Annotated in this window: 17 protein-coding genes; 11 read left to right on the top strand and 6 right to left on the bottom strand. The window is 35.9% G+C overall.

Features of this window, described 5'->3' with window-relative positions; all coding sequences use genetic code 11:
* Window positions 1-32: 32 nt before the first annotated feature.
* A complete protein-coding gene (locus tag MKX37_RS25490) occupies window positions 33-1,214 on the bottom strand; it encodes a chromate transporter (RefSeq protein WP_002034746.1) in 1,182 nt (393 codons plus the stop codon).
* Between the two features lie 189 nt (window positions 1,215-1,403).
* On the opposite strand from MKX37_RS25490, the gene exsM reads away from it, so the two are divergent.
* The gene (gene exsM, locus MKX37_RS25485) at window positions 1,404-1,817 is read left to right on the top strand and encodes an exosporium regulatory protein ExsM (protein ID WP_002166452.1); all 414 of its coding nucleotides are present in this window, start codon (window positions 1,404-1,406) and stop codon (window positions 1,815-1,817) included.
* Between the two features lie 73 nt (window positions 1,818-1,890).
* Here exsM and MKX37_RS25480 read toward each other — a convergent pair whose 3' ends face one another.
* From MKX37_RS25480 to MKX37_RS25470, 3 genes are all read right to left on the bottom strand, one after another.
* Window positions 1,891-4,569, bottom strand: coding sequence for a PRD domain-containing protein (locus tag MKX37_RS25480; protein WP_002034748.1), 2,679 nt, complete (start codon window positions 4,567-4,569; stop codon window positions 1,891-1,893).
* A 104-nt stretch (window positions 4,570-4,673) separates the two neighbouring features.
* Window positions 4,674-5,411, bottom strand: coding sequence for a polysaccharide deacetylase family protein (locus MKX37_RS25475; protein ID WP_002129943.1), 738 nt, complete (start codon window positions 5,409-5,411; stop codon window positions 4,674-4,676).
* Between the two features lie 208 nt (window positions 5,412-5,619).
* Window positions 5,620-6,693 carry a glycosyltransferase family 4 protein gene (locus MKX37_RS25470; RefSeq protein WP_000378307.1) on the bottom strand — a complete coding sequence of 358 codons (1,074 nt, stop codon included), beginning with the start codon at window positions 6,691-6,693 and terminating at the stop codon, window positions 5,620-5,622.
* Between the two features lie 451 nt (window positions 6,694-7,144).
* Here MKX37_RS25470 and MKX37_RS25465 point away from each other — a divergent pair, with 451 nt between their 5' ends.
* The gene (locus tag MKX37_RS25465; protein ID WP_033709574.1) at window positions 7,145-8,515 is read left to right on the top strand and encodes a UDP-glucose dehydrogenase family protein; all 1,371 of its coding nucleotides are present in this window, start codon (window positions 7,145-7,147) and stop codon (window positions 8,513-8,515) included.
* A 75-nt stretch (window positions 8,516-8,590) separates the two neighbouring features.
* Window positions 8,591-9,706, top strand: a complete 1,116-nt coding sequence (gene wecB, locus MKX37_RS25460; RefSeq protein ID WP_002034751.1) for a non-hydrolyzing UDP-N-acetylglucosamine 2-epimerase — start codon at window positions 8,591-8,593, stop codon at window positions 9,704-9,706.
* A 53-nt stretch (window positions 9,707-9,759) separates the two neighbouring features.
* On the opposite strand, the gene MKX37_RS25455 is transcribed toward wecB, so the two are convergent.
* Both MKX37_RS25455 and MKX37_RS25450 read right to left on the bottom strand, forming a co-directional pair.
* Window positions 9,760-10,887 (bottom strand): LCP family protein, encoded by a 1,128-nt coding sequence (locus tag MKX37_RS25455; RefSeq protein ID WP_078421828.1) that lies wholly within the window; start codon window positions 10,885-10,887, stop codon window positions 9,760-9,762.
* 73 nt (window positions 10,888-10,960) lie between these two features.
* Window positions 10,961-11,596, bottom strand: coding sequence for a YigZ family protein (locus MKX37_RS25450; RefSeq protein ID WP_002034752.1), 636 nt, complete (start codon window positions 11,594-11,596; stop codon window positions 10,961-10,963).
* 238 nt (window positions 11,597-11,834) lie between these two features.
* Between MKX37_RS25450 and MKX37_RS25445 the strand changes: the two genes are divergently transcribed.
* From MKX37_RS25445 to MKX37_RS25410, 8 genes are all read left to right on the top strand, one after another.
* Window positions 11,835-12,677 carry a DegV family protein gene (locus tag MKX37_RS25445; protein ID WP_002016143.1) on the top strand — a complete coding sequence of 281 codons (843 nt, stop codon included), beginning with the start codon at window positions 11,835-11,837 and terminating at the stop codon, window positions 12,675-12,677.
* A 162-nt stretch (window positions 12,678-12,839) separates the two neighbouring features.
* Window positions 12,840-13,154: a winged helix-turn-helix transcriptional regulator gene (locus MKX37_RS25440; RefSeq protein WP_002089608.1), complete on the top strand. Its 315-nt coding sequence runs from the start codon at window positions 12,840-12,842 to the stop codon at window positions 13,152-13,154.
* A 233-nt stretch (window positions 13,155-13,387) separates the two neighbouring features.
* Window positions 13,388-14,722, top strand: coding sequence for a C40 family peptidase (locus MKX37_RS25435; protein ID WP_078206528.1), 1,335 nt, complete (start codon window positions 13,388-13,390; stop codon window positions 14,720-14,722).
* A gap of 130 nt (window positions 14,723-14,852) precedes the next feature.
* Entirely contained in the window at window positions 14,853-16,202 is a 1,350-nt protein-coding gene (gene comFA / locus MKX37_RS25430; RefSeq protein WP_139367909.1) for an ATP-dependent helicase ComFA, read from the top strand.
* The gene (locus MKX37_RS25425) at window positions 16,202-16,906 is read left to right on the top strand and encodes a ComF family protein (RefSeq protein WP_033731070.1); all 705 of its coding nucleotides are present in this window, start codon (window positions 16,202-16,204) and stop codon (window positions 16,904-16,906) included. Before comFA ends, MKX37_RS25425 begins: the two co-directional genes overlap by 1 nt.
* A gap of 126 nt (window positions 16,907-17,032) precedes the next feature.
* Window positions 17,033-17,230 (top strand): cold shock protein CspC, encoded by a 198-nt coding sequence (gene cspC, locus MKX37_RS25420; RefSeq protein WP_001990088.1) that lies wholly within the window; start codon window positions 17,033-17,035, stop codon window positions 17,228-17,230.
* A 320-nt stretch (window positions 17,231-17,550) separates the two neighbouring features.
* A complete protein-coding gene (gene hpf, locus MKX37_RS25415; RefSeq protein ID WP_002089603.1) occupies window positions 17,551-18,093 on the top strand; it encodes a ribosome hibernation-promoting factor, HPF/YfiA family in 543 nt (180 codons plus the stop codon).
* A gap of 288 nt (window positions 18,094-18,381) precedes the next feature.
* Window positions 18,382-18,876, top strand: a complete 495-nt coding sequence (locus tag MKX37_RS25410; protein WP_002184661.1) for a hypothetical protein — start codon at window positions 18,382-18,384, stop codon at window positions 18,874-18,876.
* Window positions 18,877-18,885 lie beyond the last annotated feature (9 nt).

The raw sequence follows: 18,885 nt of genomic DNA, 5'->3' as shown, positions 1-18,885 counted from the left end.
CGACGGCTAAATGGGGCCGTCGTTTTTTGTGCTTACAAAATGGATAGAACATATCCACCGAAGGCCCCGATTATAACGATAATCCAAGGTGGTGTTTTCCAAAAAGCGAGTAAGCAAAATAGAAGAGAAGCAAAAACGAAATCTACAGAATTCATAATTGTACTCGTCCAAATTGGATCATAAAAAGCTGCAAGTAAAACGCCGACAACGGCTGCGTTTACTCCAAATAGTGCACCTTGTATGTAAGATACTCTCCTTACACTGTCCCAAAATGGTAAAACGCCAACAACGAGCAGGAAGGCAGGAAGAAAGATAGCGATCGTTGCAACAACTGCTCCGGCGGTTCCATTTAGCGCTGCTCCTATATAAGAAGCGAATGTAAATAGTGGCCCTGGCACTGCTTGTGTTAATCCGTATCCAGCAAGAAATTGTTCTTTTGTCATCATCCCGTTTTGTACAAACTCACTTTCAAGAAGAGGAAGTACGACATGCCCTCCGCCAAATACAAGTGCACCAGAGCGATAGAAGCTGTCAAATAAAGAGATGAAATAAGAGTATGGTCGTAACATCGGTAACAGTATTAATAGTCCGAAGAATAAGACGAGACAAGATATGGCTACCATTTTTGAAATAGGTACGTTTATTTTATGAGCTTGGCTAACTGGCCGGTCACGATATAAAAACCAACCGATGAAACCAGATACTATAATGAGAATTACTTGTGTCCAGCTACTTGGCCATAATAGGGCGATTGCGGCAGTTGCAATTGCGATTGTTGCACGGTTTCGGTCTGGTGTTAACTTTTGAGCCATTCCCCATATTGCATGAGCGACAATTGCGACCGCTACAAGTTTCAGTCCGTGAATCCAGCCAGTACTTCCAAGCTCGAATTGGTTAAGAAATGAAGCGAAGAAAACTAAAACGAGCACAGATGGGAGAGTGAATCCGATCCATGAAATAATGGCTCCTAATAATCCGCCGCGCAATAAGCCAACTCCCATACCGACTTGGCTGCTAGCAGGGCCAGGAAGGAATTGACATAGCGCTACTAAGTCTCCGTAACTTCGTTCATCCATCCATTTTCTTTTTTGCACGTATTCATGATGAAAATAACCAAGATGGGCGACGGGACCACCAAATGAAGTAAGTCCTAATTTAAATGATACGAGAAAAATCTCTATTAATGATTGGAAAGAGTAGTTATTATTTTTCAAAATTTCCTCCTAGACTGTTTTTCTAAGTGCATTATACAAGAGGGAGTAAAGCAAAAGAAACGATTTTAATGTAAAGATTGTGTGAATCTTTTCTTCGTAATTAAAATTTGAAAAAGTCATAAATGATTATGTCTAAACCATAAAGTAGTAGAAGTAGTGCTGGGAAATTTATATGAGGAGAATGCCCGTATGACAACACATTTCTTTGCTAGGTTAACAGGGAAGAGGGAAGTACCTCCTGTAAATACAGAAGCTTACGGTGTAACAGAGCTCATTTTTAGTGAAGATTTAAAGAAGTTGCAATATCGGGTCATATTAAAAAATATAAAAAAAATCACGTCATGCCAAATTCATTTAGGAAAAGCGAATCAAATTGGTCCAGTTATTTTAAGTTTGTTTGGTCCGTTAGAGCAAGGAATTAGTGTGAATGAAGGAGTCGTTACTGGTGTAGCTAGAGTAGAGGATTTTGAAGGGCCTTTACAGGGGAGAGCATTTGACAGCTTGTTTCAAGAAATAATGCAGGCAAATGTATATGTAAATGTTAATACGAAATCTAATAAAAAGGGAGAAATAAGGGGGAGAATAAGGGAAGTAAAGAAGTAAGCGAAAAGGCTGTCCAAAAAACATTTTGGAACAGCCTTTTCTAATTATATAGAGTGCTACAATATCGCCTAGTTTAATTTTTTACAGGCTGATTTTTAATGAAGAAGTCCATTATATAAAATACTTCGTCATCTGGGATTTGTATTTCAAATGTATTTTCAATAGGTTGCAATGCTTTTTTCACTTTCATATACATCCAGTACTCATCTTGTCTTCGTTTCTCTTTATCAGGATGAGGGAGGAGACTTTCACCTTTTTGAAGACGGTCAACCATGCAGCTCATATGCAAAATCACACCCATTAAACTGTCGGGAGTTAGCTGTAAAGAAATCAATTCTTGAATTGTATTTAATGCATAACGAATTGTTTTAATAAGTAATGCTCCATCGTTACGCTGCATTTGTTGTTCAAGAATATCAGCCATTTTTGCATATGTTTCTTCATACGTAATCAATTCTTGAATTGGTTGAATAGCTGTGTAGTTCACAATGTCTTGGAAATGATATGTTAAGCAAGGTATTTGCATATCGAAATTCGTGACGATACAAATGATATTACGCTCTTTTTTTATGTTCTCGATCATTTTCGTTAAATCTTTTTCATGAACGATGCTAATCGGAATAATTTCAATTAAGTCTTTATCAAAGCGTAAATAGTTCTCTAACATTTTTTGAATTGCTAAAGCACTTCCTTCGCCGGTTAAACAAGCTGTTAAAATCACGGATTTCATTGGCGATAGTGGCTTTTTCTTTTCTTCCTGTACGTTTAAATAGAACGGCGTTAAGTTCTTAACTGTTTCGTATAGTGCATCTAATGAATAGCCAAGCTGAGCTTTTCGAGCTGCTTCTAGTGCGTGTGGTGTACTCGTCATGGAAAGAACACGTACAGGGATTTTGAATTCAGTTTCTAATATATCACCAATATAAGCGAGAGATCCCATATCAACAAGTAAAAGAAGCCCGTTTACATTTTGAAGTGTTTTCATATACACTTTAACACGCTCTAAGAAGTCTTTTGGTGATTCATGCAAGGGCATATCGATACCAGTTACTTCATCAATACCGAGAAGTTCGTTTGCAACGTTTGCCATTTCTGTTGCGATGCCATTACCGTGTGCTAATATTAATACTTTTACTTCTGTTTGTGAGGCAGGAATTGGATCAACAACGAAGAACATTGTTAAAAAGCCAGCTTCATCAATAGGTATTGTTATTTGTAATTCTTCTTCTAATAGCTGAATACATTGCATAGCTACGGAAAAAGCTTCTTTATATTTCGTACGAATTTGATTTAATTGTGGGTGGTGAATTTGTTTCCCGCCCTGTAAACGTTGTAGAGTTGTCTGTACATGTAAACTTAAAGCGAGAAATACTTTTTCATCGAAAGTTTTAGATAAATATTTTTCAGCTAGTTCCGCAATTTTTTCACATACGGAAACGATATTACGATCCACAATTTTAAAAACATTTTCATGACTTGTTTTTTTAGATATTTGGTTAAAGTATTGGACGAAAAAGCTTTGAATATCATTTTCTATTAGTAATTCTAATTCTTCCTCTTCAATGCCGCGTGCTTGAAGTTCTTCATATTTATAATCAATATAATCGTAAATAGAAGAGCGACTTCCTTCGGGTTTTATTGTATGTTTACTCCAACCTTCATCACCTGTAAATACAAATGTTTCATTTGGTATTTGATATAGATGACGGCTCTTTCTTTCAATAAATAATCCTTCTTTCATATACCAAGGTAAATCTGTACTTGAAACACAGACAGAATCACGTTTTTTTGTTACGAAATCAGAATAAGCTTTCGCACAGGCAATTTGTACGTCCGTTTTCAATTGGCCGATGTTATTTGGACAATTGTAAAAGACGAAAGCACGCATTGTATTTGGACTAACATGAATCTCTTTCCTTAGACGAATTGCTTCATTTGTGAAAAATAGCTGTAGTAAAGCAAACCGTTCTTTATGTGTTCGCTCACGAAGTGGTGGAAGCGTAACGGTCATCGGAATACGTCTTGTAAATGTTTTTAATAAAAATGAATTTGGTTCTTCGGTTGTTGCAGTAATAATCAACACTCGTGCCTTACGTTCATTTTCCGTTTCTCCAAGGCGGCGGTATACTCCGCGATCAATAAATGTGAAGAGCATCTCTTGTCCTTCTGGAGGAAGGCGATGTACTTCATCTAAGAAGAGGATTCCTTCATGTGCTTTTTCAATTAACCCTTTTTGATCACTGGCACCTGTGTAAGCTCCTTTTTTTATCCCAAATAACTGTCCAAGTAGTAGTTGTGGATTGTTTGCATAATCAGCACAGTTAAAGACGATAAAAGGTGCATCTTTTGGAAGTTGTTCCACTTCAATTGCGTATTCGTGCATTAAAGAAGCGAACATCGATTTTCCGACACCTGTTTCTCCAAGTAGTAAAGTATGCATACCGTTTGGAGGATAGAGAATAGAAGCTTTTGCTTTTTCAATTGCAATTTTTAGGCTTGTATTTTCAATAGCAAATGTATCTAATGAAGTGCCCTTTGTTGAATGCGTTTCCAATGAAGTGTTCGTTTCTATATAAAAACGGACAGGGCGTGTACTCGTTTTTAATAAACGATTATCTTTCACAAGCTTGTTTAAATCGCTACTAACATTTGCACGGTCTAGCTGTAGAAGTGTAGCGAGTTCTGATGCTGTTATACCTTCTGTATAATTCCCTTTTTGTATTGCGTTAAAAATGAGATCTATTCGTTTCATTTCTATTCACCTCGAAACTTCATCACTATTTAAAATTCTACACAAAAATGAGAAGTGTGGGAAGAGAAAAATAAAACAGCTTTAGTACATAGGCACTAAAGCTGTTACAATCTTGTGTCTTTCCAAAAATTCACTTCGAGATGGGAAGATGGATTGTAGGGAAGTAGTTTATATCCTTGTGAGTGTAAATAATCAATTACTTTTGGGAGTATTTGCACTGTGACACTAGAATCATGCATTAAAATAACCTCTACTTGTTCATCGCTTTGATTTCGTACCCTTTCTAGTATTGCGGAAGGATTATCATAGCTTTTCCAGTCATATGTATCAATTGTCCAATCCCACATTTTATACTGGGCAGATACGAGTGCATCACGGTAATTCTTTTTTAAGTAAGGCATGCTACCGTATGGGACCCGAACGAGATGTGTATTTAAATGTGTAACTTGCTGGACAATGTTTTGGGTTTGCTCCATTTCTGCAATTAAAACAGATGGATCGCCAGTATAAAGACGTTTTACATCATGCGACATACTATGGAGACCGATATAATGTCCATCTTTAATCAATCGCTCCATCGTTTTTTTATAATGTGGCACCTTTCCGCCAATAACGAAGAAAGTTGCTTTTCCGTTCTTCTCTTTTAAAATATTTAAAATTTGTGGTGTGTATTTATTTGGTCCGTCATCAAATGTTAAGTACGCAATTTTTGTTGTAGGAGAGGTAGTTTGAATACTTTGGTAATCTTTTACTTGAATGTCTGTAGTTGCTTTTGTATTCGATGATGCGTACATAGTAATAGTTAAAAATAAAATTATACATTGAAGTAATCGCTTGATCATAACATTCACCCTCAGTTTGACAATCAAGATGTAAAAATGAAAATTTGATACTTTTTTCGTTATACGTATATCTTTCTCCAATAGAGGCACTCTCAAACAATCTATATTTTGGAAATGGGGAATAAGGATTAAAAAATAAAAAATAGCATCCTCTTATGAAAAGAGGATGCTATTTGAATATTTCATAATAGTAAAGGCTATACTACAATTAGTCTTCGCGTTTTTTCACTTTTTTATAGAAGGAAATAATTGGTTTGTAACGTTCGTGTACAAGACCGATTACTTCAGCAATTATTTCTGTAAAGAAGATTAAAATGAAAAGAAGAATAATGGATAACCATAATGTTGCACTACTGAAAATAATTGCATTTACACTAAAGAAAATACCCAATGCGTAAATAATTAGTACCGTTTTACGATGAGAGAATCCCATTGCAAGCAAACGGTGATGTAAATGCGATTTATCAGGTGCTGAAATAGGCTTTTTATTTACGATACGGCGGATAATTGCAAATGTCGTATCGAATATAGGTACACCTAAAATGATGATTGGAACGATAAAACTGAATAACGTTACGCTTTTGTATAATCCAAGTAACGATATAACAGAAATACAGTATCCTAAAAATAGTGCTCCTGTATCTCCCATGAAAATTTTTGCTGGATGGAAGTTGTAGAATAAAAATCCAATTGTACTTGCTAATGTAATCAGTGCTAGAGGTAATATAATAGCTGCTCCAGTACCCCATGGGCTAGTGAAGGCCATATATGCTAGCGTTGCAAGTACGATAGATGAAATCCCTGCGGATAATCCATCTAATCCATCAATTAAGTTGATGGCATTTGTAATACCTACAATCCAAAATACAGTAATTGGATAAGCAAGCCATCCGAGTTCAGTATCTCCAAGAATTGGAATATATAATACTTGCACTAATAATCCACTTTTTACAATCATGATGGCAACTAATAGTTGTCCACCGAATTTTACCTTCGCAGATAGTTCGTACATATCATCTAAAATCCCGATGATAACAATGATGATAGCACCTAAAGTTATCGATAACATTCTTTGTTCGTACAATCCACCGACAACAAATCCTACGGCTACACCGATGAAAATTGCTAACCCGCCAAGACGAGGCATAATTTTTTGGTGTACTTTACGCGCATTTGGCTTGTCTGTTGCTCCTATTTTGAAAGCTAATTTAATAACTAAAGGAGTAACGACGAGTACAGTGATGAAAGATGCCAAAATGGCATAAATCACTTGTGAGTCCATTAATACCCCACCCTTTATAGTTTAACGTAATTTTTCTAATTGTATTTATCTGAAAATTATGATGTTTATTTACAGGCTCATAACATATGGTATCACAAAAAGATTAGAATTCAATCTTTTTTTCTTTCGGCTGTAAAGGGGAGTGAATAGAATATATGACAATTGGATATGGAATGTTGTGTCCTTAGAGAAGGTTGATCTCATATTGTGGCTTGTAATGTGACATTGTACTTCCCTCTCATATAGCGATGACTTTTGTTTCAGTATTATAAGTGTTGCACGTAAAATTGAGTAAGTTCCGTGTTAAAATGTGGGAATTTACATTTTGTATATATTGCATCATTTAACTTTACAAAATCTTAAAAAATAATAAAAAAACAATTCATATAATAAAGAAGTGAAAGAGTTTTCTCATTTTTAGTGTGAGAGGGGGAAGCACAGGGAGAATTCTGTGTATTCGTATATTTTCTTATGTATATTCCTGTGCGAAAGGAAAATGAAAATTACGATAATAGGTACCGGATATGTTGGATTGATTACGGGAGTAGGATTGGCGAGATTGGGACATTCAGTCACATGTTTCGATATAAATAGTGAAAAAATTGAACGGATTAAACAAGGCGAGTTACCTATTTATGAATGTGGATTAAGTGAATTAATAAATGAAGCATACGAGAATAATCATTTAACTTTTACAGCAAGTAAATCAACGGCATTTAATGATGTAGAGTTTATATTTATTGCAGTTGGAACGCCATCTTTATTAGATGGAACAGCAGATTTAACGTATATTCGTAGCGCTTGTGATGATATTGGAATATATGTGAATAACGATATTATTGTTGTTACGAAAAGTACGGTTCCTGTAGGGACAAATGATGTAATGAGAGAATGGATTGAGGATAAACTACAAGGTAGACATGAATTATATATTGTATCGAATCCAGAGTTTTTAAGAGAAGGTTCTGGTATTTATGATTTTTTTCATGGTGATCGTATCGTAATTGGAGCATGTAGTGAAGAAGCTGCAAGGAAAGTAGAGAATTTGTACAGTAAATTAAGCTTACAAACGTATATTACAGATATTCGAAGTGCTGAGATGATTAAATATGCATCTAATGCTTTTTTAGCTACGAAGATTAGTTTTATTAATGAAATTTCTAATATATGTGAGCAAGTGGGTGCAGATATAGTAGATGTAGCTACAGGGATGGGGATGGATAAGAGAATTGGTGCATCTTTTTTAAATGCAGGCATCGGATATGGAGGATCTTGTTTTCCAAAAGATACGAAAGCACTTGTGCAAATTGCAGGGAATGTTTCTCATGATTTTCGCTTGTTGAAAGCAGTCATTGAAGTGAATAATAAACAACAGTTGTTGTTAGTTGAAAAAGCGAAGAAAATTATAGATATGAAGAAGAAGCGAATTGCGGTTCTTGGTGCAGCATTCAAACCGAATACTGACGATATTAGGGAAGCGCCATCTCTTATTATAATAGAGGAATTAATTAATATAGGTGCGGATGTGGTTTTATATGACCCGCAAGCTATTCAAAATGTAAGAAGTTTATTTGGAAATACGATACGATACACTGAGTGTATAGATGAATCGATTAGAGAGGCGCATGCAGTTTTTATCGTAACAGAATGGGAATCAATTCGAAATTATCCGCTAGAAAAGTATGCACAGCTTATGAGGGAACCTATTCTATTTGATGGGAGAAATTGTTATACTAATGGGGATGCCGAGAAGCATGGATTAGATTATTACTCAGTTGGGCGAAAAGGCGCCTGTAATAGTAATGTTTCTCAGGTGCGTTAAAAAGTGTATTTTCACATGCATATTTTTATATGCGATAATAGAAGTTTTAACTAGTGAAAGAAAAGAGGCAATGAAATGACTGAACGTTTAAAAGTAATGACAATTTTCGGGACACGACCAGAAGCAATTAAAATGGCACCTCTTGTATTAGAGTTGCAAAAGCACCCAGAAAAGATTGAATCAATTGTGACTGTAACAGCACAACACCGTCAAATGTTAGATCAAGTATTAAATATCTTTGGAATTACGCCAGATTTCGATTTGAATATCATGAAAGATCGTCAAACGTTAATCGATATTACAACACGTGGTTTAGAAGGTTTAGATAAAGTAATGAAAGAAGCGAAGCCTGATATCGTACTTGTGCATGGTGATACAACGACGACATTTATTGCAAGCTTAGCTGCTTTTTATAATCAAATTCCAGTAGGACATGTTGAAGCAGGACTTCGTACATGGGATAAGTATTCTCCATATCCAGAAGAGATGAATCGCCAACTAACAGGTGTAATGGCGGATCTTCATTTCTCACCTACTACAAAATCAGCAACGAACTTACAAAAAGAAAATAAAGATGAGTCACGCATTTTCGTAACAGGAAATACAGCGATCGATGCACTGAAGACAACTGTAAAAGAAACTTATAGCCATTCGGTGTTAGAGAAACTTGGAAATGATCGTCTTGTACTTATGACAGCACACCGTCGTGAAAATTTAGGAGAACCAATGCGCAATATGTTCCGTGCAATTAAGCGTCTTGTTGATAAGCACGAAGATGTACAAGTTGTATACCCTGTTCATATGAATCCTGTTGTTCGCGAAATAGCGAATGATATTTTAGGCGAGCATAGCCGTATTCATTTAATTGAGCCGTTAGATGTAATTGATTTCCATAACGTTGCAGCTCGTTCATACTTAATGTTAACTGATTCTGGTGGTGTACAAGAGGAAGCACCATCACTAGGTGTGCCAGTCCTTGTCCTTCGTGATACGACGGAACGCCCAGAAGGTATCGAAGCAGGTACGCTGAAATTAGCAGGAACGGATGAAGAGACAATCTTTGGTCTTGCTGATGAGTTGTTATCTGATAAAGAAGCTCATGATAAGATGACGAAAGCATCTAACCCTTACGGCGATGGTCGTGCATCTGAGCGTATTGTAGAAGCGATTTTACAACACTTTAAGAAGTAACAACAATTGCGTGAAATAAAAAGAGCCAAATCGTATACGATTTGGCTCTTTTTTTATTCATGATTCCTCATAATCCACTCTGCATGAGCATTTGTAGAAGGGGGAGGAGGCGGTGGTGTTTTGTTCTCACTCGGCTCCTTCTTTGCTTTTGCGCTGGAGTTAGAATTTGAATCGGAATTTGTATTCTCATTTTTCGTAGTCTCTTTTGGAACTTTTGCTTTTTCTCCTATTTCCTTTTCAATTTCGTTACGTACAGTCTCTACACTGATTGGATCTGGAAGGAAGTAATAAATACCGCCAATTTTTCTGTCTTCTCCTTCAAGTTTTAACGTTTGTATTGTAGAAGGGTCGAATCCAGAGATTTTATTGTAAAGAGCAAGTCCGTCTGAAATAGGAATATCGGTTTTTATATATTTTCCAACTACCTTTGTTAAATCTTTAATTTTAAATACGGTAGAAGCAGAGTTTAGCTTTTGGGCAACAGCAGCCAGTACTTGTCTTTGTCTAGCAGCTCGACCATAATCACCGTTAGGATCTTGCTTTCGCATACGGACGTATGCGAGTGCTTCTTCACCATTTAAGCTCTGTTGACCTTGTTTAAATTGGATTTTTTTATAGTAATCCACGTCAGAGCGTTCCCAGAAATCGAAGGGGACATCAACGGTAATACCGTCAACAGCATCAACGATACCTTTAAATCCTTGGAAATCAATTTTAATATAATGATCAACAGGAACTTTTAAAAACTCTTCGACGGTGTCGATTGCCATTTTTTCTCCACCGTAAGCATGGGCAGCGTTAATTTTGTCTTCTTTATTTTTGCCAACAATCTTAACACGAGAATCGCGTGGGATACTCATAAGTGAAACCTTTTTTGAGTTTGGATTAACTGTCGCGAACATGAGTGAATCTGTTCGGCCGTTTTGACCATCTGTTGCGTAATCCTCAATACCCATAATTAGTATTGTGAAAGGTTTTTTTGTGATTTCCACATCTTCTGCTCGTAATTTAGATTTTTCACGGCTAAATCCACTGTACATCCCCATGAGAGAAGTGTAGGAATTTAACATATAAAGTCCTACGCTACCAAATAAAAATGCGAAAATAAGAAAGAAGAAAAACTTTCTTCTACGTTTCTTTTTTATTCTGCTATTTTGGAGATGATAATAACGTTCTTCCATATATAATCTCCTTATTCATTTGTAGGGAATTAATTCACTACATTAATCTTTAAAGGCGATAAGTTAGCTATTCTTAGATAACACCTTGTTCTAAGTACAACATATCTCCTTCTTTAATTGTACACTTCCCGTTTGTTAATTCAATCATCCAATCTGTAAATGTTTGTTTTCGATTTTCTTCTACATACGTATCGAATGTGACGTTTTCTAGATAATGTATATCTTTAATGTTATATTCTGAATTACGTAATTCATTTTCAACTTTGCCAAGCAATGTGTAATCAATTTCTGTTTCCATAACGCGCATTAGTTTTCGCTCAACAACGCCTACGTGATTAAGACCTTCACTTGTACACTTTCCATATGCACGAATTAATCCGCCAGCACCAAGTTTAATACCGCCAAAATAGCGCGTAACGACGACGACAGTATCTTTTAGACCTCGTTTTTTTAATACTTCTAACATAGGTACACCAGCTGTGCCGCTCGGTTCGCCGTCATCGTTTGCCTTTTGAATTTGATCTTGTTCACCGATTAAATATGCGGAACAATTATGTGTTGCATTCCAATGCTGTTTTTTTATTTTTTGTATAAATGCTTGAGCTTCCTCTTCCGTTGTGGCGCGATTCACATAGCAAATGAATCTTGATTTTTGAATCACAATTTCGTGCTCTCCATAGCCTTTTATTGTTAAATATTGTAATAACAATGGTATACGCCCCTATCTTTCAAAATAACTAGTACTTTACATTTTAAAAGCGAGCGTTTTTATATTCAAACATTTTTTACAAATATGTTGAAATTTTTGGTGAGTATTTTATTTTTTTGTTGTAATTTGTCGAGCGAGTGATTGTAGTTTCTAGCCGGCATTTTTATGTATGGATGCACCTTTTCTAGTTTTCGTGTAAAATTAGGGGATAAAAATTTTTTATAAGGCAGGTACCAAAATGAAAACAGCTATTGTTACCGATAGTACAGCATATATACCGAAGCATATTCGTGACGAACTCAATATATATATGATTCCATTAAACGTTGTGTTTGGAACGGAATCTTATCAAGAAGAGGCTGAAGTTTCAGCAAATGATTTTTATATAAAAGTACGTGAACAAGAAGAACTTCCGAAAACTTCGCAACCAGCAATTGGAAAGTTTTTAGAGTTATATGAAGAGTTATCTAAAGAATATGATGCAGTTATTAGCATTCACCTTTCCAGTGGAATTAGTGGTACATATCAAACAGCAACGGCAGCTGGACAGATGGTAGATGGTATTGATGTATATACGTACGACTCTGAAATTAGTTGTGAAGTACAAGGGTTTTACGTGCGTGAAGGGGCGAAATTAGTAAGTGAAGGGAAAGCCCCAGAAGAGATTATCGCTCGCTTTGATGAAATGAAGCAAACGATGGATGCTTATTTTGTAGTGGATGATTTACATCATTTACAACGTGGTGGAAGATTAAATAGTGCACAAGCTTTCATTGGTAGTTTGTTACAAGTAAAACCAGTATTATACTTTAGAGATAAAGTAATTATTCCATTCGAAAAAATTCGTACGCGTAAAAAAGCGTTAAAGCGTATCGTTGAAATCTTTGATGAGCAGGCAAATAAAGGTGTGCCTATGGAAGCTGTTATTATTCATGCGAATCGTGAAGAGGAAGCTAATGAATGGAAACAAGAATTAGAAGAGATATACCCTCATGTTACAATTCGTACGAGTTATTTCGGAGCTGTAATTGGGACGCATTTAGGTGAAGGTGCGCTTGGTTTAGGTTGGTATACGAAGTGATAAAGATATAAAAGCTCTCTTACTTGAAGAGGGTTTTTTTACGGGGATTTGACAAGTTAATATTTGGAAATGGTAAAATGTATGTAAAATTAAATAATGAGGAAAGTTTTATTACTTACTTTTTACAAGAAACTATATTATAATAGAAGAGAGGTGAAACATATGGAGCATAATTCTTGTTTATGTCCAAAGTTTGAGTCAGCTTTTACAATGCTTAGTAAGAAATGGACTGGCTTAATTATTAAATCTTTGCTCGAAGAGCCGAAACGTTTCAGAGAAATCGCAGATATTATACCGAATATGAGCGATCGTATGTTGTCAGAACGTTTAAAGGAATTAGAAGGCGAAGGTATTGTAGTTCGTAATGTTTATCCAGAAGTACCAGTTAGAATAGAGTACGGTGTAACTGATAAAGGGAAAGCGTTGGAAAGTGTTATGGATGAGGTCCAAAATTGGGCTGAGAAATGGATGAAGTAACGTTTCTATTTCATTCATATTGGAGTATTTTCAAAACGTAAGGGGTTCCCTTACGTTTTTTTTCAATCCTATAAAAAACGGTGTAAGGCTCTTAAAATTCTACATATATATACAAATTTAGATATACTTTGCTATAGAGATAAATGTAATATTACATTTATTTTACAAAACCGTAACATTAGCAAAAAAACTCCCGAATTATGGTATAAATTTTAATAGGTTATATACGGAAAATGAAAAAAGAAAGCGGTGTAAAAAATAAAATGAAAAAGCTAAAAATGGCATCTTGCGCATTAGTTGCAGGGTTAATGTTTTCAGGGCTAACACCAAATGTATTTGCAGAAGATAAAATTTCTGACGTGAAATCACAAATTAACACACAAAATGATACTTTACATAAACAACAACAAGAACGTGATGAATTACAAAAACAAATGAATGACTTAAACAAAACAATCCAAGGTTTGGATAAGTCTGTTCAAGAGAACGCTTCAAAACTTGATGAAACAACAAAAAAAGTTTCTGATACTGAGCAATTAATCGAAAATAAAAATAAAGATATTGCAGAACTACAAACAAAGATTGCAAAACGTGAAGAGTTATTAAGAAAACGCTTAGTTGCACTACAAGAACAGCCAAATACGAACATTGTAACAGAAGTTCTTGTAAACTCTAAAAACGTTGCAGATTTAGTTGATCGTTTAGCTTCTGTGTCTAAAATTATGGAATCTGACGAAGATATCATGAAAACACAACAAGAAGATCAAACGAACGTGAAAAAAGATGTTGAGACAGTAAAAGAAAAACAAAAAGAATTAAAAGAAGCACAAGCTCAAATTGAAACTGCTAAGAAAGAACTTGACGTTGAAAAAGAGAAAAAAGCAACAGCAGTAAACGATTTAAGCGGTAAAATGGATACAGTTGTAACTACAATGACAAGTACGGAAGGTCAATTGAAAGAGCTTGAACAACAGGCATTAAAATTACAACAAATCGCTGAAAAAGAAGCGCAAGAAAAAGCTGCACAAGAAGCTGCTGCTCAAAAACAAGCAGAACAAGCTGCTAAAGAAGCACAAGCACAACAAGCTGCGCCAGCGCCAGTACAAGAAGCTGCACCTGCAAACAATGCTGGACAAGCTCAAAAAGAAGAGCCTAAAAAAGAAGAGCCTAAAAAAGAAGAGCCTAAAAAAGAAGAGAAAAAGCCAGCACCACCAACTCCACCAACTGATGGTGTGATTGGTAAAGCACAACAATACTTAGGTTTACCATATGTTTGGGGGAGTGCATCTCCATCAAACGGTGGTTTTGACTGTAGTGGATTCATTTCTTACGTATTTGGTGTAGGTCGTCAAGACGTTGCAGGTTACTGGAACTCAGTTTCTAAAGTAAGTAGCCCACAACCTGGAGATTTAGTATTCTTCCAAGGTACTTATAAAGCAGGTCCATCTCACATCGGTATTTACGTTGGTAACGACCAAATGATTCATGCTGGTGATAAAGGGATTGCTTACGCTAGCTTAAGCAGTAGCTACAACCAGAAACATTTCTTAGGATACGGTAGATTCTAGGATTTATAACTGAATAAAAAACGTGTATAAAGTCGATAGTTTACTATTTTATAAGTAGGTTATCGGCTTTTTTGAGTTTTTACGAGATAAAGAGAAGGATTTATAGTAGTGCTGGAGGTGGCTATTGATGATGTTAGCTGGTAGACAGTTACTGTTAGAAGAACTCTCTTCAGATTTGCAGAATAAATTGGATCATCTGAAAAAGCACCGAGAAGTCGTTTGTGTGCAAGGGGTAATTAAGAAGTCTTCAAAATATATGTGTCAGCGCTGCGGAAATATAGAGCAGCGACTATTTGCGTCATTTTTATGTAAGAGGTGCAATGAAGTATGTACGTATTGCCGGAAATGTATAACGATGGGCAGGGTAAGTGAATGTACTGTACTTGTTCGCGGGATTGCTGAAATAAGCGGAGAAAGTTATTTGAATCCGTTACAGTGGGAAGGCGTTTTGTCTGACGGGCAGGAGTTAGCTGCGCAAAGTGTCGTTGACGCTGTTAGGCAGAAAGAATCATTTTTTATTTGGGCGGTGTGCGGGGCTGGAAAAACAGAAATGTTGTTTCGCGGAATTGCAGAGGCACTACAAAAGGGAGAAAGAGTTTGTATTGCAACGCCGAGAACGGACGTTGTACTTGAATTAGCACCAAGATTACAAGAAGTGTTTCCAAATATAAATGTAGCTGCTTTATACGGAGGGAGTTTAGACCGAGAAAAAGATGCGGCGTTAATCGTTGCAACTACACATCAATTGTTACGTTATTATAGGGCGTTCCATGTCATGATTGTAGATGAGATAGATGCTTTTCCGTATCATGCAGATAAGATGTTGCAGTATGCAGTAAACGAAGCGATGAAAGAGAAGGCAGCACGTATTTATTTAACTGCAACTCCAGATGAAAAGTGGAAGCGTAAGTTGCGAAGTGGTAAGCAAAAAGGGGTTATTATTTCAGGGCGATACCATCGTCATCCATTGCCAGTTCCGATATTTCGGTGGTGCGGAAATTGGAAAAAGGGTCTTATACGTAAAAAAATTCCTCGTGCTTTATTACAATGGTTAAATCTGTACTTATCGAAACGATACCCCATTTTTCTATTTGTTCCTCATGTGCGATATGTAGAAGAAATTAGCCAGTTATTAAAATCATTAAACAATCAAGTTGACGGTGTGCATGCAGAAGATCCGGCGAGAAAAGAGAAGGTAGCAGCTTTCAGAAAAGGAGAAATCCATTTATTAGTTACAACGACGATTTTGGAGCGAGGAGTAACTGTTAAAAATTTACAAGTTGCAGTTTTAGGAGCTGAGGAAGAAATATTTTCAGAAAGTGCTCTCGTTCAAATTGCAGGGCGTGCTGGCAGAAGCTCTGATGAACCGCATGGAGATGTTATCTATTTTCATTATGGAAAGACAGAGGCGATGGTGCGTGCGAAAAAACATATTCAAAGTATGAATAAGAATGCTAAAGAACAAGGATTGATAGATTGATGCATTGTCTACTTTGTGATGAGTATATTTCATATGCGATTAGTTGGTACACTTTTTTTGTTAAGCTTCATAAAAAGTATATATGTGATAGATGTGAACAAAAACTTCCCTATATTATAGGAGATATTTGCAAGGAGTGTGGTCGGCCTTTAGAACTTGTACCAGCTGAATATAAAAACGGGGATATTTGTATGGACTGCATAAGGTGGACGAACGAGCAGGGGTTTCCGTCTCTCATAAATCGTTCGTTGCATGTGTATGATGAAGGGATGAAAGAAATATTAGCACAGTTTAAATTTCGAGGAGATGCTGAATTAGTGCATATTTTTCATCAGCCTTTTCGAAGTCTTTTTCAAAAATATTTTGCGAATGTTTCAGTTGCCATTCCGGTTCCTCTTAGTGAAGAGCGAGAATACGAGCGTGGTTTTAATCAAGCGGAGTTACTAGCTTCTTGTTTGCCTATCAAAATGTTTTGTACATCATTAAGAAGAATAGAAACGGAAAAACAAAGTAAGAAGAAGCGTAAAGAAAGGATATCGGGAGTTAATCCTTTTTATTTTCAGGGAGAAGAGATGTTTCATGAGCAACACGTTTTAATCGTGGATGATGTGTATACGACAGGAATTACTGTTAGGCAAATTGGAAGCCTTTTGTATGATCGAGGAGCGAGAGAGGTTTCTTGTTTGACGCTTTGTAGAGGTTAATATGTGAATGTCGAAAGGAGTAATAAAAAGACGACAGGTCTTCTTTGACTTACAGTCTTGTCATTCGCTATAGTCAGAATATGGGGCGAATGCCCTGATTTTAAGAGTGAAGGGAATGGAATGAACATGCAAGGACGAGTAAAATGGTTCAATGCAGAAAAGGGATTTGGGTTTATTGAGCGTGAAGATGGTGACGATGTGTTTGTTCATTTTTCTGCTATTCAACAAGATGGGTATAAGTCGTTAGAAGAAGGTCAACAAGTGGAGTTTGATATTGTTGATGGAGCACGTGGGCCACAAGCGGCTAATGTTGTGAAACTGTAAAAATTAAGTTTTTGGAAAAGATAGAGCTGTATTTTTAGCAGCATTATATAGATGGCGAAAGCTCTTGCTCGTAACAAGGGCTTTTTTGTTTTAGAGGAGTTGTCAAAAAGTTGTTTCTTTTCTGTAACTAATTGTCCACAGTTACATTCGTTATTCACGATGTTAATAGGATAAAATAAAGATAGAAACGATGCATCTTTTCATTTCAACAAAAAACGATAAAAAAATCGCAATTCCACTAATTTTTTAAAAAAATTAGAAGGAGTTTTTAAGCCAATGTCGAAATTATAGTACATAGGCTTGAAAGGAGGAATTCATCTATGAAATTCAACATTCGTGGTGAAAATATTGAAGTAACTCCAGCATTAAAGGAATATGTAGAGAAAAAGCTAAGTAAATTAGAGCGTTATTTTGATACATTCCCAGAGATTAAGGTTAATTTAAAAGTATACTCTGACAAGCAACGTATCGAGGTAACAATTCCATTTACAGATTTATTACTTCGTGCAGAAGAAACAAATAGCGATATGTACGCTGCGATTGATTTAGTAGTTGATAAAATTGAGCGACAAATTCGTAAACATAAAACAAAGGTAAACCGTAAATTACGTGAGAAAGGTTCTATGAAAACTAACTTTATCCTTCCGGAAGCAGTAGCTGTTCTGGATGCGGTAGAAGAGGATGAATTAGAACTTGTACGTACAAAACGATTCGATTTAAAACCGATGGACGTTGAAGAAGCGATCTTGCAAATGGATATGCTAGGACATAGTTTCTTCGTCTTCACAAATGCTGATACAAATGAAACTAATGTTGTATATGGCCGTAAAGATGGGAAATATGGTTTAATCGAAACTAAATAATCATTCAAAAGCGCAGCCGAAATGGCTGCGCTTTTTTTATATGTTTTAGTGGTTGTATTGAGATTTTGAGTGTGATTATCTCTACAAGTATTTCCTTGCCATGAGCATACTAATTTTGTTTAATTTAACAAAATTTTATAATTGTAAATAAAATGTTAAGTCTTCTGAAATTAATTGATAGTGCATTTCGGTTTTGATATCCTAATATTGCATTATAAGGATTCACTTTATTCCTTCAGTGAAAAAATAAAATCAATATAATGCTACAAATTATCGGAGGTGTTTTTAGTGAGTATTAAGAAAAAAAGTCGTTTTATGTTTGGGTCTGTTTTATCTTTAGGTATTTTAGCTAGTACTTTTGCTTTAACCGAACCGGCCAAGGCTGATACTAAGGCTAATACAAGGGATGATCATGTGGAATTTACCTTTAGACTTTGGAATGCATATGATTATACTAATGCACGTCCTAAAGAGAATGATACTTCTATGTATATGCGTGTGAAGAGCAGTGAGAAGGGCGGTGGTTCTTTCAACGTTTGGACAGAAGCGGATAAAAATAAAAATGCAGAAAATAGAAAATGGGTAAATGTTTCAGGTGATTCAGGTAAGCATGAAGGAGAAGTGCAACCAGGTAAAACATATCTTTTCAAAAATTATGCATATGAAAACTATGGGAAAAATGTTCCTGTTAGATTTGGTGGTTATTCTAGAGAAAATAATGCTTATCCTACTGCTTGGAGCCCTGATAGTGTAAGACCTAATGGACCTTACATCGAATATTGATTTAGAAAT

This window comes from Bacillus sp. FSL R5-0709 (genome assembly GCF_038004785.1).
GTDB lineage: Bacteria > Bacillota > Bacilli > Bacillales > Bacillaceae_G > Bacillus_A > Bacillus_A mycoides.
The sequence above is the reverse complement of the archived record's forward strand: the minus strand, read 5'-3'. Positions and strand labels throughout refer to the sequence as shown.